Consider the following 22,637-nt stretch of genomic DNA (forward strand, 5'->3'; position numbering starts at 1 on the left):
AATGCTGGGATTATGCGGATTTTTCATGGGGGGGTACCCCTCAGAAACAGGACTTATAACAGGCCCATATTTTATGCTCCTTTTTCCCCCTTTTTGACCAACATTTCGCCACGCCGGAAGGGCGCGACAGCAGCTATACTTTTCGGGTCTTTTCACCTGCGTTTGATGCAGACCAGGGCAATGGCATAAAAACCATCACAATTTTTATTTGCAGGCGCTACAATCGACCGCAGTCACAATTCTCAAATCAGAAGAGTATTGCTATGAAAAACATCAACCCAACGCAGACCGCTGCATGGCAGGCACTACAGAAACATTTTGATGAAATGAAAGACGTCACTATCGCGGATCTGTTCGCGAAAGATGCCGATCGTTTCAGCAAGTTTTCCGCCACCTTCGATGACCTGATGCTGGTGGATTTCTCCAAGAACCGTATCACCGAAGAGACGCTGGCGAAGCTGCAAGATCTGGCGAAAGAGACTGAGCTGGCAGATGCCATCAAATCCATGTTCTCCGGTGAGAAAATCAACCGCACCGAAGACCGTGCCGTCCTGCACGTGGCCCTGCGTAACCGTAGCAATACGCCAATTATCGTAGACGGCAAAGATGTGATGCCGGAAGTGAACGCGGTGCTGGAAAAGATGAAAACCTTCTCTGAAGCGATCATCTCAGGTAGCTGGAAAGGCTACACCGGCAAAGCGATCACCGACGTCGTAAACATCGGTATCGGCGGCTCTGACCTCGGCCCGTTCATGGTGACCGAGGCGCTGCGCCCGTACAAAAACCACCTCAACATGCACTTCGTGTCCAACGTCGATGGGACTCACATCGCTGAAGTGCTGAAAAAGGTGAACCCGGAAACCACGCTGTTCCTGGTGGCGTCTAAAACCTTCACCACTCAGGAAACCATGACCAACGCCCACAGCGCGCGCGACTGGTTCCTGAAAACCGCGGGCGACGAAAAGCACGTGGCGAAACACTTTGCGGCGCTGTCCACCAACGGTAAAGCGGTGGGTGAGTTCGGTATTGATACCGCGAACATGTTTGAGTTCTGGGACTGGGTGGGCGGCCGCTACTCACTGTGGTCTGCGATCGGTCTGTCCATCATCCTGTCCGTGGGCTTCGACAACTTCGTTGAACTGCTCTCCGGCGCGCACGCGATGGACAAACACTTCTCCACCACCGCGCCTGAGAAAAACCTGCCGGTGCTGCTGGCGCTGATCGGGATCTGGTACAACAACTTCTTCGGCGCTGAAACCGAAGCGATTCTGCCGTACGACCAGTACATGCACCGCTTTGCGGCCTACTTCCAGCAGGGCAACATGGAATCCAACGGCAAGTACGTTGACCGTAACGGCAACGCGGTGGATTACCAGACTGGCCCAATCATCTGGGGCGAGCCGGGCACCAACGGCCAGCACGCGTTCTACCAGCTGATCCACCAGGGTACCAAAATGGTACCGTGCGATTTCATCGCCCCGGCGATTACGCACAACCCACTGTCCGACCACCATCCGAAGCTGCTGTCTAACTTCTTCGCCCAGACCGAAGCGCTGGCGTTCGGTAAATCCCGCGAGGTGGTTGAGCAGGAATACCGTGACCAGGGTAAAGATCCGGCTACGCTGGAGCACGTTGTGCCGTTTAAAGTATTCGAAGGCAACCGTCCAACTAACTCCATTCTGCTGCGCGAAATCACGCCGTTCAGCCTGGGTGCGCTGATTGCCCTCTACGAGCACAAAATCTTCACTCAGGGCGCTATTCTGAACATCTTCACCTTTGACCAGTGGGGCGTTGAGCTGGGCAAACAGCTGGCAAACCGCATTCTGCCAGAGCTGGGTGACGATAAAGCGATCGACAGCCACGACAGCTCCACTAATGGTCTGATTAACCGTTATAAAGCCTGGCGTGCGTAATAAATATGTCATGAACAATGCCGGCGATATGCCGGCATTTTTTTATCGGATAATTCCTGATGTCTGTTAGTTATCTCAAATTCTGAATCTGAGTTTAATCCGAAAAAGACGGTAACCCCGTTAATTGCTGAGGTTTATTTTAAGAAAATACGGAGTGATGCTTTAATGTTCTTATATTATAAATGTTTGATTTATAGTGATTATATATTTCCTTGATTCTATTTTCCTTCCATTTTTAACCATTAGTCTGAAAACCTCATCCCTATTTACCCCCACGGTAAACCCACTGCTTTAGTTGTGTATACTCGAATCCGCCTGAATTTCTTTTCGGGCAAATCTCCATTCATTCATTGAAGGGAAATTGTTATGAAGAAAGTACTGTATGGCATTTTTGCCATATCTACGCTTGCGGCGACGTCTGTCTATGCAGCTCCGGTCCAGGTCGGGGAAGCAGCAGGGTCGGCAGCGACGTCTGCGTCTGCGGGGAGTTCTACCGCAGCCAGCACCAGCGCCGTAAGTTCAGCCGTGGGTGTCGCGCTGGCGGCAACCGGTGGCGGTGATGGCTCCAATACCGGAACCACGACCACTACGACGACCAGCACCCAGTAATAACGGGTGTTTTAATCATAACCACACTTCGGTGTGGTTATTTCGCCCCTTCGGAGAAGAGTCGTGAAGCGACCTGCAATCATCCTGATTTGCCTGCTGTTGCAGGCGTGCTCAGCTACCACCAAAGGGCTGGGCCACTCACTGTGGGACAGCATGTTCGGCACGCCGGGCGTGCATCTGACCGATGACGAACTTCAGAACATGCCGTATGCCAGCCAGTACATGCAGCTAAACGATGGTCCGCAACTGTTTGTGGTGCTCGCTTTCGATGAAAACGGGCAGCAGAAATGGGTGACGCAGGATCAGGCCACCATCGTGACACAGCATTCCCGCATCGTGAAAACGTTGCTCGGCGGCGACAACCTGCTTGAGGTGAACAACCTGGCTGAAGATCCGCTCATCAAGCCGAATCAGATCGTCGATGGCGCAAGCTGGACGCGCACGATGGGCTGGACCGAGCATAAACAGGTGCGCTACGCCACGGCCCGCTCCACCTTCCGCTGGGACGGTACGGACAGTGTCAAAGTGGGCAGCGACGAAACGCAGGTGCGCGTGCTGGATGAAGAAGTGACAACCGATCAGGCCACCTGGCATAACCGCTTCTGGGTGGACGAAGAGGGGCAAATCCGCCAGTCCTTACAGTATCTCGGTGCCGGTTTCTTCCCGGTGAAGGCCACCCTGATCAAGGCGGCGAAATCATGAAAATGTTCATCCACATTGCGCTTCTCGCCAGCCTGACCTCGCCGCTGGCGTGGTCTGCGGGAACGGTACAGGTCTACACCCCGGACAGCGAAAAACCTAAAACCTTAACCAATGCCGGGCATCTGCTCGATCTGGTGGGGCAGCCGAGGCTGGCGAAAAGCTGGTGGACCGGGGCGGTGATCAGCGAGCGTCAGGCGACGATCGTAGCGGAACAAAAACATCAGGCGCTGCTCGCCCGACTGAGCGGGCTGGCACAACAGGAAGATACCGACGATGCCGCGGCCATTACTAGCCTGCGTCAACAGCTTCAGGCGGTTAAGGTGACGGGGCGCCAGAAGGTGAATCTGGATCCGGATGAGGTGCGCGTTGCGGAAAACGGCAATCCGTCGCTGGAAGGGGACTATACCCTGTGGCTTCCGGCTCAGCCTTCCACCGTCACCGTGATGGGGCTTCTCAGCAGCCCTGGCAAAAAGCCATTTACGCCGGGCCGGGACGTGGCGAGCTATCTCGACGAGCAAAGTCTGCTCAGCGGAGCGGATAACAGCTATGCCTGGGTGGTCTATCCGGACGGGCATACGCAGAAAGCGCCGGTGGCTTACTGGAATAAACGCCATATCGAACCTATGCCAGGCAGCATCATTTTTGTCGGTTTTGCCGACCATTTCTGGACGAAAGCGTATGACGGGCTTAATGCCGATATCCTTCGCTCCCTGATACAGCGGATACCGGAATAATGAAAAAAACCTATCTCTACAGCATGCTTGCACTGTGCGTGAGTGCCGCCTGTCATGCAGAAACGTATCCGGCACCCATCGGCCCGTCGCAGTCCGATTTTGGCGGCGTGGGCTTACTGCAAACCCCAACCGCGCGTATGGCCCGCGAGGGGGAAATCAGCCTTAACTATCGCGATAACGATCAGTACCGTTACTACTCTGCGTCCGTGCAGCTGTTCCCCTGGCTGGAGACCACGCTGCGCTACACCGACGTGCGTACAAAACAGTACAGCAGCGTGGACGCCTTCTCCGGCGACCAGACTTATAAAGACAAAGCTTTCGACGTGAAGCTGCGCCTGTGGGAAGAGAGCTACTGGATGCCGCAGGTCTCCGTTGGTGCGAAGGATATCGGCGGGACCGGCCTGTTTGACGCGGAATACATCGTGGCCAGCAAAGCCTGGGGACCGTTTGATTTCTCACTCGGTCTGGGATGGGGCTATCTCGGCACCAGCGGCAACGTCAAAAATCCGTTCTGTACCTACAGCGATAAATACTGCTACCGCGATAACAGCTACCAGAAAGCGGGCTCCATCAACGGGGACCAGATGTTCCACGGCCCGGCCTCGCTGTTTGGTGGCGTGGAGTATCAAACACCGTGGCAGCCGTTACGTCTGAAGCTGGAGTACGAAGGAAACGACTACTCGCAGGACTTCGCCGGGAAAATTGAGCAAAAGAGCAAGTTTAACGTCGGCGCCATTTACCGCGTCACCGACTGGGCCGACGTTAACCTCAGCTATGAGCGCGGTAATACCCTGATGTTTGGCTTTACCCTGCGCACTAACTTTAACGACATGCGGCCGCACTACAATGACAACCCGCGGCCAAAATATCAGCCGGAGCCGCAGGATGCGATCATTCAGCACTCCGTGGTAGCGAACCAGCTGACGCTGCTGAAATATAACGCGGGCCTGGCGGATCCAAAGATCCAGACCAAAGGCGATACGCTGTACGTCATCGGCGAGCAGGTAAAATACCGCGACTCCCGCGAAGGGATCGAGCGCGCCAACCGGATCGTCATGAACGATCTGCCGGAGGGGATCCGCACGATCCGCGTGACGGAGAACCGCCTCAACCTGCCGCAGGTCACAACCGAAACCGATGTTGCCAGCCTTAAGCGTCATCTTGAAGGCGAACCGCTGGGACATGAAACCGAGCTGGTACAAAAACGCGTTGAGCCGGTGGTGCCAGAGAGCACCGAGCAGGGCTGGTATATCGATAAATCCCGCTTCGATTTCCATATCGATCCGGTGCTGAACCAGTCCGTGGGTGGGCCGGAAAACTTCTACATGTATCAGCTGGGGGCGATGGCGACGGCGGATCTGTGGGTGACCGACCACCTGTTGACCACCGGTAGTCTGTTCGGCAACATTGCTAACAACTACGACAAATTTAACTACACCAACCCGCCGAACGATTCAAAACTGCCGCGCGTGCGTACCCGCGTTCGCGAATATGTGCAGAACGATATCTACGTGAATAACCTCCAGGCCAACTACTTCCAGTACTTCGGCAACGGCTTCTACGGCCAGGTTTACGGTGGCTATCTGGAAACCATGTTCGGCGGCGCCGGGGCAGAAGTGCTTTATCGTCCTGTCGACAGCAACTGGGCGTTTGGGGTTGATGCCAACTACGTGAAACAGCGTGACTGGCGCAGCGCGCAGGACATGATGAAGTTCACCGACTACAGCGTCAAAACCGGCCACCTGACCGCCTACTGGACGCCGTCGTTCGCGCAGGACGTGCTGGTGAAAGCCAGCGTCGGCCAGTATCTGGCGGGTGATAAGGGCGGTACGCTGGATATCTCCAAACACTTCGACAGCGGCGTGGTGGTGGGCGGCTATGCCACCATCACCAACGTTTCGCCAGACGAGTACGGGGAAGGGGACTTCACCAAAGGGGTGTACGTGTCGATTCCGCTGGATCTGTTCTCATCAGGCCCAACCCGCAGCCGTGCGGCAGTGGGCTGGACGCCGCTGACGCGCGACGGCGGTCAGCAGCTTGGACGTAAATTCCAGCTGTATGATATGACCAGCGATAAGAACATTAACTTCCGCTGATGCTTATTTGCCCGGTGGCGCTGCGCTTACCGGGCCTACGAGAGTGTTTTTGTAGGCCGGGCAAACGCAGTGCCGCCCGGCAAGAATGTTCATCTGGACAAAACATAAACAAAAAATATAGATCCCCGTCACATTTTTGCGTTATACAGGAACCTCGCCCTGGAGAATGAGGTGCTGTATGACATCCCTGACGCGTCCGCGCGTTGAGTTTATCTCAACGATACTCCAGACCGTGCTGAACCTCGGTCTGCTGAGCCTTGGCCTGATCCTGGTCGTTTTTCTGGGTAAAGAGACGGTGCATCTGGCGGATGTGCTGTTCGCCCCTGAGCAAACCAGCAAATACGCGCTGGTGGAAGGCCTGGTGGTCTACTTTCTCTACTTTGAATTTATCGCCCTGATTGTGAAGTACTTTCAGTCCGGCTTTCACTTCCCGCTGCGCTATTTTGTCTACATTGGCATCACCGCCATTGTGCGGCTGATCATCGTCGATCATAAATCCCCGCTCGACGTGCTGATCTACTCGGCGGCGATCCTGCTGCTGGTGATCACCCTCTGGCTGTGCAACTCGAAGCGGCTGAAACGCGAATAAAAAAAAATGGCGGCCCGGAGGCCGCCGAATAACAGTCACAAGTTGGTTCAATACAATACGTCTAAAGTTGAGGGTTGCAGTGGCATAACAAATGAAACTTAACCTTTCACACCGCCCGCCGTCAGGCCGTTGACCAGCCAGCGCTGGGCCAGCAGGAACACCACGGTAATCGGGATGGCAGAGAGGACGGCCGCCGCGGCAAAGTCGCCCCACAGGTAGTTTTGCGGGTTGAGGTACTGCTGCATACCGACGGCAAGGGTGTAGCTGTTCACATCGCGCAGTAGCAGTGAGGCGACCGGGACTTCGGTGATGGCGGCGATAAACGACAGGATAAACACCACCGCCAGAATCGGCACCGACAGCGGCAGCAGCACCAGACGGAACGCCTGCCACGGTGTCGCCCCATCCAGCGCCGCCGCTTCTTCCAGCGAGCCGTCGATGGTTTCGAAATAGCCCTTGATAGTCCACACATGAAGGGCGATGCCGCCAAGATAGGCGAAGATCACGCCGCCGTGAGTGTTCAGGCCGATGAACGGCACATACTGCCCAAGACGGTCAAACAGGGCATACAACGCCACCAGCGACAGCACGGCCGGGAACATCTGGAAAATCAGCATCCCTTTCAGCAGCGTCGCTTTGCCCGGGAAACGCATACGGGCGAAGGCGTAAGCGCAGGTGGTGGAGAGCGTCACGATGCCGATCGCAGTGATGGTCGCCACCTTTACCGAGTTCCATAGCCACAGCAGCACCGGGAACGGCGGCGGCGTGACGCGGCCATCCGCATGTTCCACGCTGAAGCCCAGCGCGAGCTTCCAGTGCTCCCAGGAGATTTCGTCCGGGATCAGGCTCCCGGTGGCGAAGTTCCCCGAGCGCAGGGAGATGGCGATAACCATCAGCAGCGGGAACATGATCGCCGCGATGAAAATCAGCAGGCCTAAGTGCGTCGCGAGGAGGCGCAGTTTCTGAGATTTGGGTTGTACCATTGCCATGTTCAGTGCCCTCCTTAGTCAAATTTCATACGTGTGGCTTTCAGGTTCACAATCGCCAGGGCGCCCACCAGCAGGAAGATCAGGGTGGCAATCGCCGCCGCCAGGCCGAAGTCCTGACCGCCGCCGCCCTCGAAGGCGATGCGGTAGGTGTAGCTCACGAGCAGGTCGGTATAGCCTGCCGGCGTGGTGGTGCCGAGACGGTCCGGGCCACCGTTGGTCAACAGCTGAATCAGCACAAAGTTGTTAAAGTTAAAGGCGAAGCTGGCGATCATCAGCGGCGTCAGCGGCTTAATGAGCAGCGGCAGGGTAATTTTGAAGAAGTTCTGGAACGGACCCGCGCCGTCCATCGCCGAGGCTTCGTACAGGTCGTCCGGGATAGCCTTCAGCAGCCCCATGCACAGGATCATCATGTACGGATAACCGAGCCAGGTGTTGACGATGATAATCATCGAGCGAGCGGTGGTCGGGTCGCTGAACCAGGCCGGTTTGATGCCGAACAGCGCGCTCAGCATCATGTTGATTTCACCGAAGCTCTGGTTAAACAGCCCTTTGAAAATCAGAATCGAGATAAACGACGGCACGGCGTAGGGCAGAATCAGCAGCACGCGGTAAATCGCTTTGCCTTTCAGGGACTCCCACTGCACGAGGCAGGCCAGCACCATGCCCACGGCCACGGTCAGGATCACGGTCAGCACCGAGAAGACCACCGTCCAGACGAAGATGGCGAAGAACGGTTTCTGGATGCCTTCGTCGGTAAATACGCGGGTGAAGTTGTCCCAGCCGATGGTGACGGTATAGCCCGGGCTGAGTTTGTCGTCGCCCCAGCTGCCGTCGGCATTCACCGACTGATAGAAACCGATATCGTTGTTCGGACGGTACTTCACGCCGCTCTGGTTATTGGTCAGCGTGCCGTCATCCGCCAGAGTATAAAGCGGCTGCGTGCCGGAGAACTGGCGCAGCGAGCTCATGGTCACTTTGCTTTCGTCTGGCAGCACGGCGGTGAGCTGGGTCAGCGCCTGACGATTCTGGGTAATGATACGCAGGTTCGCACGTTCACCTTCCGGCAGGGCCGCAGCCTCTTTTAAGGCCAGCTTCTGCTCGCCGCCAAATTTGAACGCGTCGGAAAGATAGGTTTTGCCGCTCTCACCGTCAGTGAGCGCTAACTTCCACTCGTCACCCGTGGGATACAGGCCGAAGTTAAAGGTTTTACCCGCCTGGTAAGAACGATCCAGAAGCACCTGGGTGGCACGCTCCTGCGCGAGCTGGTTGGTGCTGCTGTAGTTGGTAAAGGCAATCGCGATGGTGCAGATCAGCGGAAAGAGGACAAACAGCCCCATCCCGGCAACGCCCGGGTAGACATAGCGCCAGGCGTACGCTTTACGGTTGGCGAAAATATACAGGCCAACCGAGCTTAAAATCAGCGTCATGATGGCAAACAGGTATTCCCCTTGCACGTACATTAAAACAACAAGGTAACCCACCAGCAGACACAGCAGACCTATCACTGACCACTTCAGTGCGTCGCTTTGCCACCAGTGTTTCTTTTTAATGACATCCATGGGGTTCTTCCTCTACAACGGTGGAAACTTATCGTCAGGTGGCGCTGCGCTTACCTGACCTACGGATCGTGCCGTAGTCGTAGGGCGGGTAAGCGCACGCGCCACCCGCCGTTTTTCAGAATTACTTAGTAATACGGCCCTGAGCATCTTTCAGTGCGGCATCGACAGTCTGGCGACCGCTTGCAGCGTTGATGACCGCGGTACGGGTGGCGTACCAGAACGCAGCCATCTGTGGGATGTTCGGCATGATTTCGCCTTTCTGGGCGTTATCCATGGTGGCCGCAATACGCGGATCTTTCGCCAGCTGATCCTGGAAGGATTTCAGCGCAACGGCGCCCAGCGGCTTGTCCTTGTTCACTTCATCCAGACCCTGATCGGTCAGCAGGTAGTTTTCGAGGAACTCTTTCGCCAGCTCTTTGTTCGGGCTGGCGGCGTTGATGCCCGCGCTCAGCACGCCCACGAACGGTTTAGATGGCTTGCCGTTGAAGGTTGGCAGCAGGGTCACGCCGTAGTTGATTTTGCTCTTGTCGATGTTGGTCCAGGCCCACGGACCATTGATGGTCATCGCGGTTTCGCCTTTGTTGAACGCCGCTTCCGCGATGGAGTAGTCGGTATCCGCATTCATGTGTTTGTTCTTGATGAGGTCAACCAGGAAGGTCAGACCCGCTTTCGCACCTGCGTTGTCCACGCCCACGTCTTTCACGTCATATTTGCCGTTTTCAAACTTGAACGCGTAACCGCCGTCGGCAGCAATCAGCGGCCAGGTGAAGTACGGCTCTTGCAGGTTGAACATCAGGGCGGATTTACCTTTCGCCTTCAGCTCTTTATCCAGAGCAGGGATCTCTTCCCAGGTCTTCGGCGGGTTTGGCGCCAGGTCTTTGTTGTAAATCAGAGACAGCGCTTCAACCGCGATTGGGTAAGCGATCAGCTTGCCGTTATAGCGAACGGCGTCCCAGGTGAACGGGAACAGTTTGTCCTGGAAGGCTTTGTCTGGCGTAACTTCTGCCAGCAAGCCAGACTGCGCGTAGCCCCCGAAACGGTCATGCGCCCAGAAGATAATGTCCGGACCATCGCCAGTTGCCGCAACCTGCGGGAACTTCTCTTCCAGTTTGTCCGGGTGTTCTACGGTGACTTTGATACCGGTGTCTTTCTCGAATTTTTTGCCCACTTCGGCCAGACCGTTATAGCCCTTGTCGCCGTTAATCCAGATAACCAGCTTACCTTCTTCAATTTTGGCGAGAGCCGGTGCGGAAATCATCATTGCTGCGAGGGCGGACAATGCGAAAACGCGTGCGCCAGTCTTGATCTTCATATCTGCCATCCTTTATTGGTGATGTGCTCGTGGATACATAAGGTGGTTCAACGTGACTCAGTCTCCTTATTTGACATCCTCTTTCCATCCTCCCAGTCCCTACGCCCCACCCCCTGTTTGTGTGATCCCTGTAACATAAATTTAAGTTATGAGTGCTGGCGCACATAAAAACCCACTGAATTTTGCAGGCCGCTTCACGATTTTCGCCTCAGCCCCTCCGCTGCGGTCGCAGAGCCTGCTCTCTCATCCTCCCGCCTCCTCCCCCATAAAAAAGCCGGGGGGTGGAGGATTCACGAAAGTAATGGAACACGCATAGTGAACTTATCTTGAATGTTTCTGTCGGTGACAGGTTGTAACGAAGGGAGAAGGGCATGGCGAGCGTACAGCTGCGTAATGTAACGAAAGCCTGGGGCGACGTAGTGGTGTCAAAAGACATCAATCTGGACATCCACGAAGGTGAGTTTGTGGTGTTCGTGGGTCCATCAGGCTGTGGTAAATCGACTCTGCTGCGTATGATTGCCGGTCTTGAAACCATCACCAGTGGCGATTTATTTATTGGTGATACCCGAATGAACGACATCCCGCCAGCCGAACGCGGCGTGGGCATGGTGTTCCAGTCTTATGCCCTTTATCCGCATCTTTCCGTTGCCGAGAACATGTCCTTTGGCCTGAAGCTGGCCGGCGCGAAAAAAGAGACCATTAACCAGCGCGTCACCCAGGTGGCGGAAGTGCTCCAGCTGGCACATCTGCTGGAGCGTAAACCGAAGGCGCTCTCCGGTGGTCAGCGTCAGCGTGTGGCGATCGGCCGTACGCTGGTGGCCGAGCCGCGCGTGTTCCTGCTCGATGAACCGCTTTCTAACCTGGATGCCGCCCTGCGCGTCCAGATGCGTATCGAAATCTCCCGTCTGCACAAACGCCTTGGACGCACGATGATTTACGTCACCCACGATCAGGTCGAAGCGATGACGCTGGCCGACAAAATCGTGGTGCTGGACGCCGGTCGCGTGGCGCAGGTGGGCAAACCGCTGGAGCTGTATCACTACCCGGCAGACCGCTTTGTTGCGGGCTTCATTGGCTCGCCAAAGATGAACTTCCTGCCCGTAAAAGTGACCGCGACGGCAATCGAACAGGTACAGGTGGAGCTGCCAAACCGTCAGCAAGTCTGGCTGCCGGTCGACAGCGCCAACGTACAGGTGGGGGCCAATATGTCCCTCGGTATCCGCCCTGAGCATTTACTGCCGAGCCACATCGCTGATGTGACGCTGGAAGGTGAAGTTCAGGTCGTCGAACAGCTTGGTCACGAAACACAGATTCATATCCAGATCCCCGCCATCCGTCAGAACCTGGTCTACCGCCAGAATGACGTGGTGTTGGTAGAAGAGGGTGCCACATTCGCTATCGGTTTGCCGCCAGAGCGCTGCCATCTGTTCCGTGAGGATGGCACTGCATGTCGTCGGTTGCACAAAGAGCCAGGCGTTTAAGCATTCCAATTACAAAGAAAAGCAATGATCTCAGGAGATAGAATAATGATTACTCTGCGCAAAGTCCCTCTGGCTGTCGCCATTGCGGCAGGCATCCTGTCTGCCCAGGCGGGCGCCGTAGACTTTAAAGGTTATGCTCGTTCCGGCATTGGCTGGACCGGAAGTGGCGGTGAACAACAATGTTTCCAGGCAACAGGCGCACAAAGTAAATACCGTCTCGGTAACGAATGTGAAACCTACGCCGAACTGAAACTGGGCCAGGAAGTATGGAAAGAAGGCGACAAAAGCTTCTATTTCGACACCAACGTAGCGTACTCCGTTTCTCAACAGAATGACTGGGAATCCACCAGCCCGGCCTTCCGTGAAGCTAACGTGCAGGGTAAAAACCTGATTGAATGGCTGCCAGGCTCTACCATCTGGGCCGGTAAACGCTTCTATCAGCGTCATGACGTACACATGATCGACTTCTACTACTGGGATATCTCTGGTCCTGGTGCCGGTATTGAAAACATCGATCTGGGCTTTGGTAAACTCTCTCTGGCAGCGACCCGTTCTTCTGAGTCCGGCGGTTCTGCAACCTTCGCCGATCGTGATGCGAACGGCGACCGTATTTATGACAACGTGGTACCAAACGATGTCTTCGACGTCCGTTTAGCCGGTCTGGAAACCAACCCGGGCGGTACGCTGGAGCTGGGCGTTGACTACGGTCATACCAACATTCCTGACGACTACTACCTGCAACCTGGCGCCTCTAAAGATGGCTGGCTGTTCACCGCTGAACACACCCAGAGCATGATGAAAGGCTTCAACAAGTTCGTACTGCAATACGGTACGGATTCCATGACCTCTAACGGTAAAGGTATTCCACAGGGCGGCAGCATCGATAACGACGGCTCTATGTGGCGCGTGCTGGACCACGGTGCAATCACCCTGGCAGACCGTTGGGACCTGATGTACGTCGGTATGTACCAGAACATCGATCGTGACAACAACAACGGTACCGAGTGGTGGACCGTGGGTGTTCGTCCAATGTTCAAATGGACGCCGATCATGAGCACCTTGCTGGAAGTGGGCTACGACAGCGTCAAATCTCAGAAAACTGACGACAAAAACAGCCAGTACAAAATCACCCTGGCACAGCAATGGCAGGCAGGCGACAGCATCTGGTCCCGTCCGGCTATCCGCGTCTTCGCAACCTACGCGAAGTGGGATGAGAAATGGGGCTACGCGAACAACGGCGATACGGGCTACACCTCTGGCGTAGCGTATAGCGACACTTCCGCGAAAACCTTCAGCCGTGGCGACAACGATGAGTGGACCTTCGGCGCCCAGATGGAAATCTGGTGGTAATTCGTCAAGCCTGACGTAATGACCTGAAAAGAGGGGCGCAAGCCCCTCTCTCCTTAGGGTGCTGCGCGCTATTGCCTGGCCACCGCAGTGCTCACGCTATCAGAGGTAATAACAATGAAAATGAAGAAAAGTCTCGTCGCGCTGTGCCTCTCTGCGGGGCTGTTGGCCTGTGCGCCTGCGGTCACCTTTGCAGATGTGAATTTTGTTCCTCAAAATACCAGCGCTGCGCCAGCTATTCCGGCTGCGGCACTACAGCAACTGGTGTGGACGCCAGTTGATCAATCGAAAACACAAACTACCCAGCTTTCAGCGGGGGGCCAGTCACTGAACGTGCCGGGTATCAGCGGTCCGGTCGCGGCTTTCAGCGTGCCGGCGAATATCGGCGAGCTGACCCTGACGTTGACCAGTGAAGTCAATAAACAGACCAGCGTCTTCGCGCCTAACGTGCTGATCCTCGATCAGAACATGACGCCATCCGCGTTCTTCCCAAGTGACTATTTCAGCTATCAGGAGCCTGGCGTCATGAGTGCCGATCGGCTGGAAGGCGTTATGCGCCTGACTCCAGCCCTGGGTCAGCAGAAGATTTATGTCCTGGTGTTCACGACTGAAAAAGATCTGCAACAGACAACGAAGCTTGTTGACCCGGCAAAAGCCTATGCGAAAGGCACGGGGAACTCTGTCCCGGATATTCCGGACCCGCTTGCCCGTCATACCACCGATGGTCTGATCAAGCTGAAAGTCTCCACCAACAGTGCCTCCAGCGTACTCGTAGGCCCGCTGTTTGGCTCATCTGGCCCGGGTCCGGTAACGGTGGGTAATACTGCCGCGCCTGTGTACGCCGCGCCAGCCGCAGCACCGGCCGCAGCCCCGGCCCCGGCGAAAAAAGCCGAGCCCGTGCTTAACGATACTGAAACTTACTTTAACAACGCCATCAAGCAGGCGGTTAAAAACGGCGATGTCGATAAAGCGCTGAAACTGCTTGATGAAGCCGAGCGTTTAGGTTCAACCACTGCCCGTTCCACCTTTATCAGCAGTGTAAAAGGCAAGGGGTAACCGTCTCCCCACAGTGCTGATTTTGTTAGTCGTTTAGTGCGCCTGAGTGGGCGCACTTTTTTTGGCTAAGTTGCACCATTGTTGCGATAGTGATCGCTAAATTTGGTTTGTCCGTCCTCATTTTGCCAATCTGCGATACAATGCCTTTACGTTATGTATCGGAGAGTCTGGCATGTCACACCCCGCGCTAACGCAGCTGCGTGCGCTACGCTATTTCGACCAAATACCCGCGCTTGACCCGGAGCAACTGGACTGGCTGCTGCTGGAAGATTCCATGACAAAACGTTTTGAGCAACAGGGTAAAACGGTCACGGTGACGATGATTCAGGAAGGGTTTGTCTCGCCTGCGGAGATTGCCAGCGAGCTGCCGCTGCTGCCGCAAGAAGAACGCTACTGGCTACGTGAAATTTTACTGTGTGCAGATGGCGAGCCGTGGCTTGCCGGGCGGACGGTGGTTCCTGAGTCTACACTTTCCGGGCCGGAGCTGGCATTGCAACGCCTCGGCAAAACGCCCCTGGGGCGCTATCTGTTCACCTCGTCTGAACTGACCCGTGATTTTATTGAAATTGGTTGCGATGCCGATTTGTGGGGGCGCCGTTCCCGCCTTCGTTTGAGTGGCAAGCCGTTAATACTGACGGAACTCTTTTTGCCTGCATCGCCGTTGTACTAAGAGGGAGAAAAAATGGAGTGGAGTCTGACGCAGAATAAGCTGCTGGCCTATCACCGCCTGATGCGTACTGATAAACCCATTGGCGCGCTGCTGCTGCTGTGGCCGACCTTATGGGCGCTGTGGGTTGCCACGCCGGGCGTGCCGCCGCTGTGGATCCTGGCGGTGTTTGTGGCGGGCGTCTGGCTGATGCGCGCTGCGGGCTGTGTGGTTAACGACTATGCTGACCGGAAATTTGATGGACATGTTAAGCGCACCGCGAATCGTCCTCTGCCGAGCGGTCAGGTGACCGGGAAAGAGGCGCGCATTCTGTTCGTGGTGCTGGTGCTGCTCTCATTCATGCTGGTATTAACCCTTAACACCATGACCATTCTGCTGTCAGTTGCTGCTCTGGCGCTGGCCTGGGTTTACCCGTTCATGAAGCGATACACCCATCTGCCGCAGGTGGTATTGGGTGCGGCATTTGGCTGGTCGATTCCCATGGCGTTTGCCGCGGTCAGCGAGTCCGTTCCGCTCAGCTGCTGGCTGATGTTCCTGGCGAATATTCTCTGGGCCGTTGCGTACGATACCCAATACGCGATGGTCGATCGCGATGACGATCTCAAGATTGGCATCAAATCGACGGCGATCCTGTTTGGTCGTCACGACAAACTTATCATCGGCATATTGCAGGTGGCGGTGCTGGCGCTGATGGTGGCGATTGGTCGCCTGAACGGGCTGAACTGGGAGTTTTACTGGTCCGTACTGGTGGCGGGGCTGCTGTTTGCGTATCAGCAGAAGCTGATCGCGAAGCGCGAGCGTGAAGCCTGCTTTAAAGCGTTTCTGAATAATAATTACGTCGGGCTGGTGCTGTTTCTGGGCCTGGCGATGAGTTACTGGTGATAAAAAAGCCGGGTGGCGGCTTCGCCTTACCCGGCCTACGATTTAGCGGAACATATAGGCCGGGTAAGCGTTAGCGCCACCCGGCTTTAGCATCACTCGCCCTGCGTCGAACTCTCAATCGTCAAACGCACATCCGCGGTAATCAGCTCTGCCAGCATCTGGTAAACCTTCATCGTCTCTTCCGGCTCGGCATCGCCCGTATCGCTAATGTACCCTTCGTCGCGCAGCGTCAGCACCAGGGAGCTGAATACCGCTTTGTCGAAGAATTCCGGGGCGTTAATGCCATGCAGAACGGAGAGGCGCTGGGCCAGCGTCCTGCTCTCTTTTTCCAGCGTACCGCGGTTGATTGACGGGTTTGCACTCAACAACCAGAAGGTAATGGCGTAGCGCTGCAACGTCTCACGCGCACCGGAAGCCAGAAGCTGCAAGGTACGGGAACGTGACGGATTGATATGCAGTTCGTCATCGCTGATGGTAATCAGCCCCTGACGATGCATCTCTGCCGTCATTTTATCGAGCTCAGCCGCCAGTTCATCCTTACTCCAGCGCAGGAACAGCTCCGCTTTCAGCATTGGGTAGATGGCCTGAATATGGCGCAGCAGCTCCTGACGCGAAATACGGCGGTGCTGGGTAATAATGGCCGCCATCAGCGACGGCAGCATCAGCATGTGCGTGATGTTATTGCGGTAGTAGGTCATCAGCACGGCCTGCTCGCGCGGCAGAATGATGATGTCACCAATCGTATCTTTCTCGACTTCGAACTTGTTCATCTGCAACGCGTGATCGATCAGCTCGCTGGCGGTGGCAGACGGCACGGTCGAATCAACGGAATACGGCACGTTGCGCATGATATCCAGGTAGCAATCAATCTGCTCGGTCAGCTGCTCACGGGTCAGTGAACGCTGGCGGGAGGCCAGAAGCGCAGTACAACACAGGTTCATGGCGTTTGCCGCACCAGCATTGTTGATGCGTACCATCAGCTCGGATGCAATGCCGTTGACCGTTGGCGTCAGCCAGGCCGGACGTACCGCTTCGATAGGATCGATAGACTCGCGCCACTCCGGAACATGATGGTTCAGATATGTCATCAGCGGCAGGGGCTCGCCAAAGTTCACGTAGCCCTGGCCGAGGTTACGCAGTTTACTCAGCCCACGCAGCATCTGCGGCAGACTCTCTTTCTCTTTGGTCGCACCGCGCAGCTCTTTCGCATAGGTGCCCACCTCCATCACGTGTTCATAGCCGATGTAAATAGGCACCAGCGTGATAGGACGCGTACCGCCACGCAGCATGGCCTGAATGGTCATCGACAGCGTGCCGGTCTTCGGATCGAGCAGACGACCGGTACGCGAGCGACCACCTTCAACAAAGTACTCCACGGAATAACCGCGGCTGAACAGCTCGCCCAGATACTCCCTGAAGACGGTGGAGTAGAGCTTGTTACCTTTGAAGGTACGACGAATGAAGAACGCACCCAGACGGCGGAATATCGGGCCTGCTGGCCAGAAGTTCAGGTTGATACCGGCAGCAATATGCGGCGGCACCAGCCCCTGGTGATAGAGCACGTAAGAGAGCAACAGGTAGTCCATGTGGCTGCGGTGGCAGGGCACATAGACAATTTCGTGGCCGTCGTGCGCTAACTGACGCACGCGCTCGGCGTTGTGGACGTTAATCCCCTGATAGAGGCGGTTCCACGTGAAGCCGAGGATACGGTCAGAGAGGCGAATCATCTCGTAGGAGAAGTTTGCGGCGATCTCTTCCATCAGCGCGATTGCGTTCTGCTGCGCTTTCTCGTGCGAAATTTTCTTGCTGCGCGCTTCGTCTTCTACGGCACGGGCAATCGCTTTGGAAGCCAGCAGCTTGTTGAACAGATCCTGACGCGCCGGGAGACGTGGCCCAACGGCCGCCAGACGCTGACGTGCAAAGTGCATACGCGCAACGCGCGCCAGCTTTTGCGCAATGATTTTGTCAGTGCCGTGTTCATCCGCCATGCGGCGCAGTGAAACGGAAGGCGAGAAGCGGACAAAGCTGTCGCGTCCCAGCCAGGAGACGGCGAAGAACTTCTGAATGCCGTTGAGCATACGCAGCGGCGGGTTCTCTTCCCCTTTTTCGCGCCCCGGACGGCGGCCAAACATCACCGACACCGGCACCATCTGCACGTCCAGATCGGGGTTGCTGCGGTGCAGATCGAGGTAATCATGGAACAGCTTAATGGACTCTTCTTTCGGCGTGTAATAGGTGAACACGCGCGGTCCGCCATGGATGAACACGTAGCGCGGCAGCAGCGTACCGTCGACTTCCAGCGGTTCAAGCGGGTCAGGTAAATCGTGCGCCAGACATTGAGCGCGAAGCGTCAGCAGGTCTGCCTTCGAGTTATAAGGCAAAACGTACATAATAGGGCGCGACGTATCGAGCCCTAATTCCAGCGCAGGTTCTGCTGGGATAGACTTACTTTTTACCAGGACGCTTAATGGTAAATTAAGTAATTTGTAGTAAATTCGTGGCCAGCCGGACATAAACGATGTAAAGCCTCTGGTTAATAATGCAATTGCGGCGCAAGGATAACAGAAAGCGCGCAAAATTTCTGTTGTTACCCGTCATACTTCAGGTTGCAGCAAAACGCGCTGCGGCTTTAGTTACAGACGCTATTTATCATAAAAGGTTCTTTTAATGGCCAATAATACCACTGGGTTAACTCGAATCATTAAAGCTGCCGGTTATTCATGGAAAGGTTTCCGCGCGGCATGGGTTAATGAAGCCGCTTTCCGCCAGGAGGCGGTTGCTGCAATCGTTGCCGTTGTCATCGCCTGCTTCCTTGATGTTGATGCTATCACCCGCGTACTGCTCATCGGATCTGTCCTTCTGGTGATGATAGTGGAAATTCTTAATAGCGCTATTGAGGCCGTTGTTGACCGAATCGGGTCGGAATTCCATGAACTGTCTGGCCGGGCGAAAGACATGGGTTCCGCTGCCGTACTGCTGGCGATTATCACTGCGGCGATCACCTGGGTCACGCTGCTTTGGTCGCATTTCCGATGAGCCTCGAGGAATAATTAAGTCCCTGGTTTTTTGTGCAGTTTTTGGTTCCAAAATCGCCTTTGACTGTATATACTCACAGCATAACTGTATATACACCCAGGGGGCGGTATGAAAGCGTTAACGACCAGGCAGCAAGAGGTGTTTGATCTCATTCGGGATCATATCGGCCAGACGGGTATGCCACCCACGCGTGCAGAAATTGCGCAGCGTCTGGGCTTCCGTTCTCCTAATGCTGCCGAAGAGCACCTTAAAGCGCTGGCGCGTAAGGGCGTGATTGAGATTGTTTCCGGCGCCTCACGCGGCATTCGTCTGCTGGTGGAAGAAGAGAGCGGTATTCCGCTGGTGGGTCGCGTAGCGGCAGGTGAACCTCTGCTGGCGCAGCAGCACATCGAAGGGCACTATCAGGTTGACCCAGGCATGTTCAAGCCAAGCGCCGATTTCCTGCTGCGCGTTAGCGGAATGTCCATGAAAGATATCGGTATTCTGGATGGCGATCTGCTGGCGGTACACAAAACGCAGGACGTGCGTAACGGGCAAGTCGTGGTGGCGCGCATTGATGATGAAGTGACGGTTAAACGCCTGAAAAAACAAGGCAATACCGTGCAGCTTCTGCCTGAAAATAATGAATTCTCCCCGATTGTGGTGGATCTCCGCGAACAGAGCTTCTCTATTGAAGGGCTGGCGGTCGGCGTTATCCGCAACGGTGAATGGCTGTAATCTCTTCCTGACAGGCTGTAGTTCCTCTACAGCCTGGCCTGTTTTCTGATTCCGGTAATTTCCATGGCATTGCTAACTTCTGCCGATAAGGCGTTGTGGCGTCTTGCGCTACCAATGATTTTTTCCAATATTACCGTTCCTCTGCTGGGGCTGGTGGATACGGCGGTTATCGGGCATCTCGATTCGCCGATTTATCTCGGCGGCGTCGCGATCGGCGCAACGGCGACCAGCTTCCTCTTTATGCTGCTGCTTTTTCTGCGCATGAGTACGACAGGCCTGACGGCCCAGGCGTATGGTGCAAAAGATCCCCTGCGTCTGGCGCGTGCGCTGGTTCAGCCGCTCATTCTGGCATTCGGTGCCGGCGCGTTAATCGTTCTGTTGCGTACGCCGCTGATTGATCTTGCGCTCCATATTGTAGGTGGCAGCGATGCCGTACTGGAACAGGCCCGGCGGTTCCTCGAAATTCGCTGGCTCAGCGCGCCCGCTTCACTGGCAAACCTGGTCCTGCTGGGCTGGCTGCTGGGCGTGCAGTACGCCCGCGCGCCGGTGATCCTGCTGGTGGTGGGCAACCTGCTTAACATTGTGCTCGATCTCTGGCTGGTGATGGGGCTGCACATGAACGTCCGGGGCGCGGCGCTGGCCACGGCGATTGCCGAGTACGGTACGCTGCTGATCGGTTTGGGGATGGTCTGGCGCGTGCTGGCGATGCGCGGCATCACCCTGGATCTGCTGAAATCGGCCTGGCGCGGCAACATTCGTAAGCTGCTGGCGCTTAATCGCGACATCATGCTCCGTTCGCTTCTGCTGCAACTCTGCTTTGGTGCATTAACCGTTTTTGGTGCGCGTCTTGGGCCTGAGATCGTTGCCGTCAACGCAGTGCTTATGACATTACTGACCTTTACCGCTTACGCGCTGGATGGTTTTGCTTACGCCGTGGAGGCGCATTCAGGGCAGGCCTATGGCGCGCGTGAAAGCGGCCAGTTACGTGAAGTCTGGCGTGCTGCCTGTCGTCAGGCGGGCCTGGTGGCGCTGGTCTTTGCTCTGGTATACGCCTGTTTTGGTGGGCATATTGTCGCGTTACTCACCTCGTTGCCCGCGCTACGTGAGCTGGCCGATCGCTACATCCTCTGGCAGGTAGTATTACCGGTGGTGGGCGTGTGGTGCTATTTGCTGGACGGCATGTTTATTGGTGCGACGCGAGGGGCGGAGATGCGCAACAGCATGGCCGTCGCGGCGGCGGGGTTCGGCCTGACGCTGCTAACCCTGCCGTATCTCGGCAATCATGGCCTGTGGCTGGCGCTGGCGGTGTTTCTCTCACTGCGTGGCCTTTCGCTGGCCGTTATCTGGCATCGTCACTGGCGAAACAATACCTGGTTTCCAGCCCCGCACGATATATCGTAACGGTTAAAGATTCCGAATATAAAAACAACTGCCGAATCCTTAACTACAATAATAATCACGTCCAGCAGAAAAGAACGAAGCGGACGATACTCATAGACGCTTAACACGAGGACACGATTATGAATAAAGACGAAATCGGCGGCAACTGGAAGCAATTCAAAGGTAAAGCGAAAGAACAGTGGGGTAAGCTGACAGATGACGATATGACCGTCATTGAAGGTAAGCGCGATCAGCTGGTAGGCAAAATCCAGGAGCGCTACGGTTACGAAAAAGATCAGGCGGAAAATGAAGTCAAAGACTGGGAAACCCGTAACGACTACCGCTGGTAACCGGCACTATCCCCAAGGGCGGCCCTGAGCCGCCTTTTTCTTTGGCTTTAACGCGGCTTTTTCTTCACCAGGATAGAGTGATCGTGCTGACAGGCATCCTGATGGCGGCATGACTCCACTTCCACGCAGGCAGAACATAAGCCGTGGGCTTCAATCACGTTATGGCGCAGCGCAAAGCCCATTCTGGCTGCCAGCGTATGCATAATATCTTCCACACCTTCCGCACACTCTTCCTTCACCACACCACAGCGATCGCAGATAAACATGGCGGACGTGTGAGTTGGCTGGTCAAAAAGATGGCACAGCACATAGCTGTTTGTTGATTCCACTTTATGCACAAACCCTTGCTCCAGCAGAAAATCCAGCGCCCGATAAACGGTCGGCGGTTTTGCCTGCGGCTCGCTTTCACGCAGCAGATCGAGCAGATCGTAGGCGCTGATGGCACCCTGTTGCAGGCTCATCAGACGCAGTACCTCAAGGCGCTGCGGGGTCAGGCGCACATTGCGTTGCGCGCACAGCTTTTCAGCTTGCGCTAACAGCTCTTTTGTGGACTTGTCCATCGGGCACCTCGGATATGGTAAGGGGTGAAAACATTCACTTTATCATGTTCTGCTAAAAACACCGAGATCCGCCAGGCTGTGCTATACCTGACGCATCGCAAATCAGGAGATCGCAAAATGAAAAGACCTGACTGTATTCGGCACTGGCGGGACGTGGAAGGCGCTGATGACGCAACGTATCCTGACAGCAACGAACGTTTTTCTGTTGGCGCGCCGCTGGCCCGCAGGCTGGGTCTCGGCCGCATTGGTATTCACCATGAACGGCTGCCACCCGGACGCCGTACGTCTTATCCGCATGCGGAAAGCGACGAAGAGGAGTTTGTTTACGTTCTGGAGGGTTACCCTGAGGCCTGGATCAATGGCTATTTATGGAAGCTCGAACCCGGAGACAGCGTGGGATTTCCAGCCGGGACGGGCGTGTGTCACACCTTTATCAACAATACCGATGAAGAGGTGCGCTTACTGGTGGTGGGTGAGGCCAATAAAAAACATAACCGCATCTACTATCCGCTCAATCCGGTGTATGCCGCGACGCGCGAAGACCGCTGGGTCGACCATCCGCCTCAGTTTTTTGGGCCGCACGATGGAAAACCTGGGCGAAAATAATTTCCTCTTCTATAAATATTGATGGTCGTCACATATTACAACAGGCCGGGAT

At 55.6% G+C, this 22,637-nt stretch carries 21 protein-coding genes; 16 read left to right on the forward strand and 5 right to left on the reverse strand.

The window, feature by feature from the left end:
- Window positions 1–263 precede the first annotated feature (263 nt).
- The 6 genes from pgi to psiE all read left to right on the forward strand — a co-directional run bounded on the left by pgi (window position 264) and on the right by psiE (window position 6,643).
- Window positions 264–1,913, forward strand: coding sequence for a glucose-6-phosphate isomerase (pgi, locus tag ACOTWU_RS21960; RefSeq protein WP_003860343.1), 1,650 nt, complete (start codon window positions 264–266; stop codon window positions 1,911–1,913).
- A 366-nt stretch (window positions 1,914–2,279) separates the two neighbouring features.
- The gene (yjbE, locus tag ACOTWU_RS21965) at window positions 2,280–2,522 is read left to right on the forward strand and encodes an exopolysaccharide production protein YjbE (RefSeq protein WP_032620653.1); all 243 of its coding nucleotides are present in this window, start codon (window positions 2,280–2,282) and stop codon (window positions 2,520–2,522) included.
- A gap of 63 nt (window positions 2,523–2,585) precedes the next feature.
- Window positions 2,586–3,224 (forward strand): YjbF family lipoprotein, encoded by a 639-nt coding sequence (locus tag ACOTWU_RS21970; protein ID WP_017382614.1) that lies wholly within the window; start codon window positions 2,586–2,588, stop codon window positions 3,222–3,224.
- Window positions 3,221–3,958 carry a capsule biosynthesis GfcC D2 domain-containing protein gene (locus ACOTWU_RS21975; RefSeq protein WP_015570167.1) on the forward strand — a complete coding sequence of 246 codons (738 nt, stop codon included), beginning with the start codon at window positions 3,221–3,223 and terminating at the stop codon, window positions 3,956–3,958. Before ACOTWU_RS21970 ends, ACOTWU_RS21975 begins: the two co-directional genes overlap by 4 nt.
- Window positions 3,958–6,054, forward strand: a complete 2,097-nt coding sequence (locus ACOTWU_RS21980; RefSeq protein ID WP_126499213.1) for a YjbH domain-containing protein — start codon at window positions 3,958–3,960, stop codon at window positions 6,052–6,054. Before ACOTWU_RS21975 ends, ACOTWU_RS21980 begins: the two co-directional genes overlap by 1 nt.
- A 178-nt stretch (window positions 6,055–6,232) precedes the next feature.
- On the forward strand, window positions 6,233–6,643 hold the full coding sequence (gene psiE, locus ACOTWU_RS21985) for a phosphate-starvation-inducible protein PsiE (protein WP_000202963.1): 411 nt from the start codon (window positions 6,233–6,235) through the stop codon (window positions 6,641–6,643).
- A gap of 98 nt (window positions 6,644–6,741) precedes the next feature.
- Here the strand turns inward: psiE and malG are convergent, their stop codons facing one another.
- From malG to malE, 3 genes are all read right to left on the reverse strand, one after another.
- Window positions 6,742–7,632, reverse strand: a complete 891-nt coding sequence (gene malG, locus ACOTWU_RS21990) for a maltose ABC transporter permease MalG (protein ID WP_003860332.1) — start codon at window positions 7,630–7,632, stop codon at window positions 6,742–6,744.
- Between the two features lie 14 nt (window positions 7,633–7,646).
- Window positions 7,647–9,191, reverse strand: a complete 1,545-nt coding sequence (gene malF / locus ACOTWU_RS21995; protein WP_017694723.1) for a maltose ABC transporter permease MalF — start codon at window positions 9,189–9,191, stop codon at window positions 7,647–7,649.
- Window positions 9,192–9,312: 121 nt separating this feature from the next.
- Entirely contained in the window at window positions 9,313–10,503 is a 1,191-nt protein-coding gene (gene malE / locus ACOTWU_RS22000) for a maltose/maltodextrin ABC transporter substrate-binding protein MalE (protein ID WP_126499214.1), read from the reverse strand.
- Between the two features lie 371 nt (window positions 10,504–10,874).
- Between malE and malK the strand changes: the two genes are divergently transcribed.
- From malK to ubiA, 5 genes are all read left to right on the forward strand, one after another.
- Window positions 10,875–11,984, forward strand: coding sequence for a maltose/maltodextrin ABC transporter ATP-binding protein MalK (gene malK / locus ACOTWU_RS22005; RefSeq protein ID WP_003860329.1), 1,110 nt, complete (start codon window positions 10,875–10,877; stop codon window positions 11,982–11,984).
- 42 nt (window positions 11,985–12,026) lie between these two features.
- Window positions 12,027–13,334 carry a maltoporin gene (locus ACOTWU_RS22010; RefSeq protein ID WP_040118263.1) on the forward strand — a complete coding sequence of 436 codons (1,308 nt, stop codon included), beginning with the start codon at window positions 12,027–12,029 and terminating at the stop codon, window positions 13,332–13,334.
- A gap of 114 nt (window positions 13,335–13,448) precedes the next feature.
- Window positions 13,449–14,387 carry a maltose operon protein MalM gene (gene malM, locus ACOTWU_RS22015; protein ID WP_015570172.1) on the forward strand — a complete coding sequence of 313 codons (939 nt, stop codon included), beginning with the start codon at window positions 13,449–13,451 and terminating at the stop codon, window positions 14,385–14,387.
- Between the two features lie 172 nt (window positions 14,388–14,559).
- Complete coding sequence (gene ubiC / locus ACOTWU_RS22020; RefSeq protein WP_015570175.1) at window positions 14,560–15,057, forward strand: chorismate lyase; 498 nt, start codon at window positions 14,560–14,562, stop codon at window positions 15,055–15,057.
- 12 nt (window positions 15,058–15,069) lie between these two features.
- Window positions 15,070–15,936, forward strand: a complete 867-nt coding sequence (ubiA, locus tag ACOTWU_RS22025; protein WP_015570176.1) for a 4-hydroxybenzoate octaprenyltransferase — start codon at window positions 15,070–15,072, stop codon at window positions 15,934–15,936.
- 92 nt (window positions 15,937–16,028) lie between these two features.
- Here ubiA and plsB read toward each other — a convergent pair whose 3' ends face one another.
- Window positions 16,029–18,449, reverse strand: coding sequence for a glycerol-3-phosphate 1-O-acyltransferase PlsB (plsB, locus tag ACOTWU_RS22030; protein ID WP_003860322.1), 2,421 nt, complete (start codon window positions 18,447–18,449; stop codon window positions 16,029–16,031).
- A 154-nt stretch (window positions 18,450–18,603) separates the two neighbouring features.
- On the opposite strand from plsB, the gene ACOTWU_RS22035 reads away from it, so the two are divergent.
- The 4 genes from ACOTWU_RS22035 to ACOTWU_RS22050 all read left to right on the forward strand — a co-directional run bounded on the left by ACOTWU_RS22035 (window position 18,604) and on the right by ACOTWU_RS22050 (window position 21,419).
- On the forward strand, window positions 18,604–18,972 hold the full coding sequence (locus ACOTWU_RS22035) for a diacylglycerol kinase (protein WP_017382619.1): 369 nt from the start codon (window positions 18,604–18,606) through the stop codon (window positions 18,970–18,972).
- A gap of 108 nt (window positions 18,973–19,080) precedes the next feature.
- Window positions 19,081–19,689: a transcriptional repressor LexA gene (gene lexA / locus ACOTWU_RS22040; protein WP_003860318.1), complete on the forward strand. Its 609-nt coding sequence runs from the start codon at window positions 19,081–19,083 to the stop codon at window positions 19,687–19,689.
- A 63-nt stretch (window positions 19,690–19,752) separates the two neighbouring features.
- Window positions 19,753–21,090: an MATE family efflux transporter DinF gene (gene dinF, locus ACOTWU_RS22045; protein WP_023302925.1), complete on the forward strand. Its 1,338-nt coding sequence runs from the start codon at window positions 19,753–19,755 to the stop codon at window positions 21,088–21,090.
- Window positions 21,091–21,209: 119 nt separating this feature from the next.
- The gene (locus ACOTWU_RS22050; RefSeq protein ID WP_003860314.1) at window positions 21,210–21,419 is read left to right on the forward strand and encodes a CsbD family protein; all 210 of its coding nucleotides are present in this window, start codon (window positions 21,210–21,212) and stop codon (window positions 21,417–21,419) included.
- Window positions 21,420–21,466: 47 nt separating this feature from the next.
- On the opposite strand, the gene zur is transcribed toward ACOTWU_RS22050, so the two are convergent.
- Window positions 21,467–21,979 carry a zinc uptake transcriptional repressor Zur gene (gene zur, locus ACOTWU_RS22055; RefSeq protein ID WP_006810484.1) on the reverse strand — a complete coding sequence of 171 codons (513 nt, stop codon included), beginning with the start codon at window positions 21,977–21,979 and terminating at the stop codon, window positions 21,467–21,469.
- Window positions 21,980–22,096: 117 nt separating this feature from the next.
- Here zur and ACOTWU_RS22060 point away from each other — a divergent pair, with 117 nt between their 5' ends.
- Complete coding sequence (locus tag ACOTWU_RS22060) at window positions 22,097–22,585, forward strand: cupin domain-containing protein (RefSeq protein WP_017382621.1); 489 nt, start codon at window positions 22,097–22,099, stop codon at window positions 22,583–22,585.
- Window positions 22,586–22,637: the final 52 nt, after the last annotated feature.

Source organism: Enterobacter cloacae complex sp. GYL001, assembly GCF_049237125.1.
Taxonomy (GTDB): domain Bacteria; phylum Pseudomonadota; class Gammaproteobacteria; order Enterobacterales; family Enterobacteriaceae; genus Enterobacter; species Enterobacter hormaechei_C.

What these genes read in the sequence shown, in the direction of transcription:
- ACOTWU_RS22035 (WP_017382619.1), top strand. Translation starts at nt 18,604, where the DNA reads ATGGCCAATAATACCACTGGGTTAACTCGAATCATTAAAGCTGCCGGT.
- pgi (WP_003860343.1), top strand. Translation starts at nt 264, where the DNA reads ATGAAAAACATCAACCCAACGCAGACCGCTGCATGGCAGGCACTACAG.
- plsB (WP_003860322.1), bottom strand. Translation starts at nt 18,449, where the DNA reads ATGTCCGGCTGGCCACGAATTTACTACAAATTACTTAATTTACCATTA.
- malE (WP_126499214.1), bottom strand. Translation starts at nt 10,503, where the DNA reads ATGAAGATCAAGACTGGCGCACGCGTTTTCGCATTGTCCGCCCTCGCA.
- malG (WP_003860332.1), bottom strand. Translation starts at nt 7,632, where the DNA reads ATGGCAATGGTACAACCCAAATCTCAGAAACTGCGCCTCCTCGCGACG.
- lexA (WP_003860318.1), top strand. Translation starts at nt 19,081, where the DNA reads ATGAAAGCGTTAACGACCAGGCAGCAAGAGGTGTTTGATCTCATTCGG.
- ubiC (WP_015570175.1), top strand. Translation starts at nt 14,560, where the DNA reads ATGTCACACCCCGCGCTAACGCAGCTGCGTGCGCTACGCTATTTCGAC.
- ACOTWU_RS21975 (WP_015570167.1), top strand. Translation starts at nt 3,221, where the DNA reads ATGAAAATGTTCATCCACATTGCGCTTCTCGCCAGCCTGACCTCGCCG.
- ACOTWU_RS22050 (WP_003860314.1), top strand. Translation starts at nt 21,210, where the DNA reads ATGAATAAAGACGAAATCGGCGGCAACTGGAAGCAATTCAAAGGTAAA.
- ACOTWU_RS21980 (WP_126499213.1), top strand. Translation starts at nt 3,958, where the DNA reads ATGAAAAAAACCTATCTCTACAGCATGCTTGCACTGTGCGTGAGTGCC.
- malK (WP_003860329.1), top strand. Translation starts at nt 10,875, where the DNA reads ATGGCGAGCGTACAGCTGCGTAATGTAACGAAAGCCTGGGGCGACGTA.
- psiE (WP_000202963.1), top strand. Translation starts at nt 6,233, where the DNA reads ATGACATCCCTGACGCGTCCGCGCGTTGAGTTTATCTCAACGATACTC.
- ACOTWU_RS22060 (WP_017382621.1), top strand. Translation starts at nt 22,097, where the DNA reads ATGAAAAGACCTGACTGTATTCGGCACTGGCGGGACGTGGAAGGCGCT.
- malF (WP_017694723.1), bottom strand. Translation starts at nt 9,191, where the DNA reads ATGGATGTCATTAAAAAGAAACACTGGTGGCAAAGCGACGCACTGAAG.
- ubiA (WP_015570176.1), top strand. Translation starts at nt 15,070, where the DNA reads ATGGAGTGGAGTCTGACGCAGAATAAGCTGCTGGCCTATCACCGCCTG.
- zur (WP_006810484.1), bottom strand. Translation starts at nt 21,979, where the DNA reads ATGGACAAGTCCACAAAAGAGCTGTTAGCGCAAGCTGAAAAGCTGTGC.
- malM (WP_015570172.1), top strand. Translation starts at nt 13,449, where the DNA reads ATGAAAATGAAGAAAAGTCTCGTCGCGCTGTGCCTCTCTGCGGGGCTG.
- dinF (WP_023302925.1), top strand. Translation starts at nt 19,753, where the DNA reads ATGGCATTGCTAACTTCTGCCGATAAGGCGTTGTGGCGTCTTGCGCTA.
- yjbE (WP_032620653.1), top strand. Translation starts at nt 2,280, where the DNA reads ATGAAGAAAGTACTGTATGGCATTTTTGCCATATCTACGCTTGCGGCG.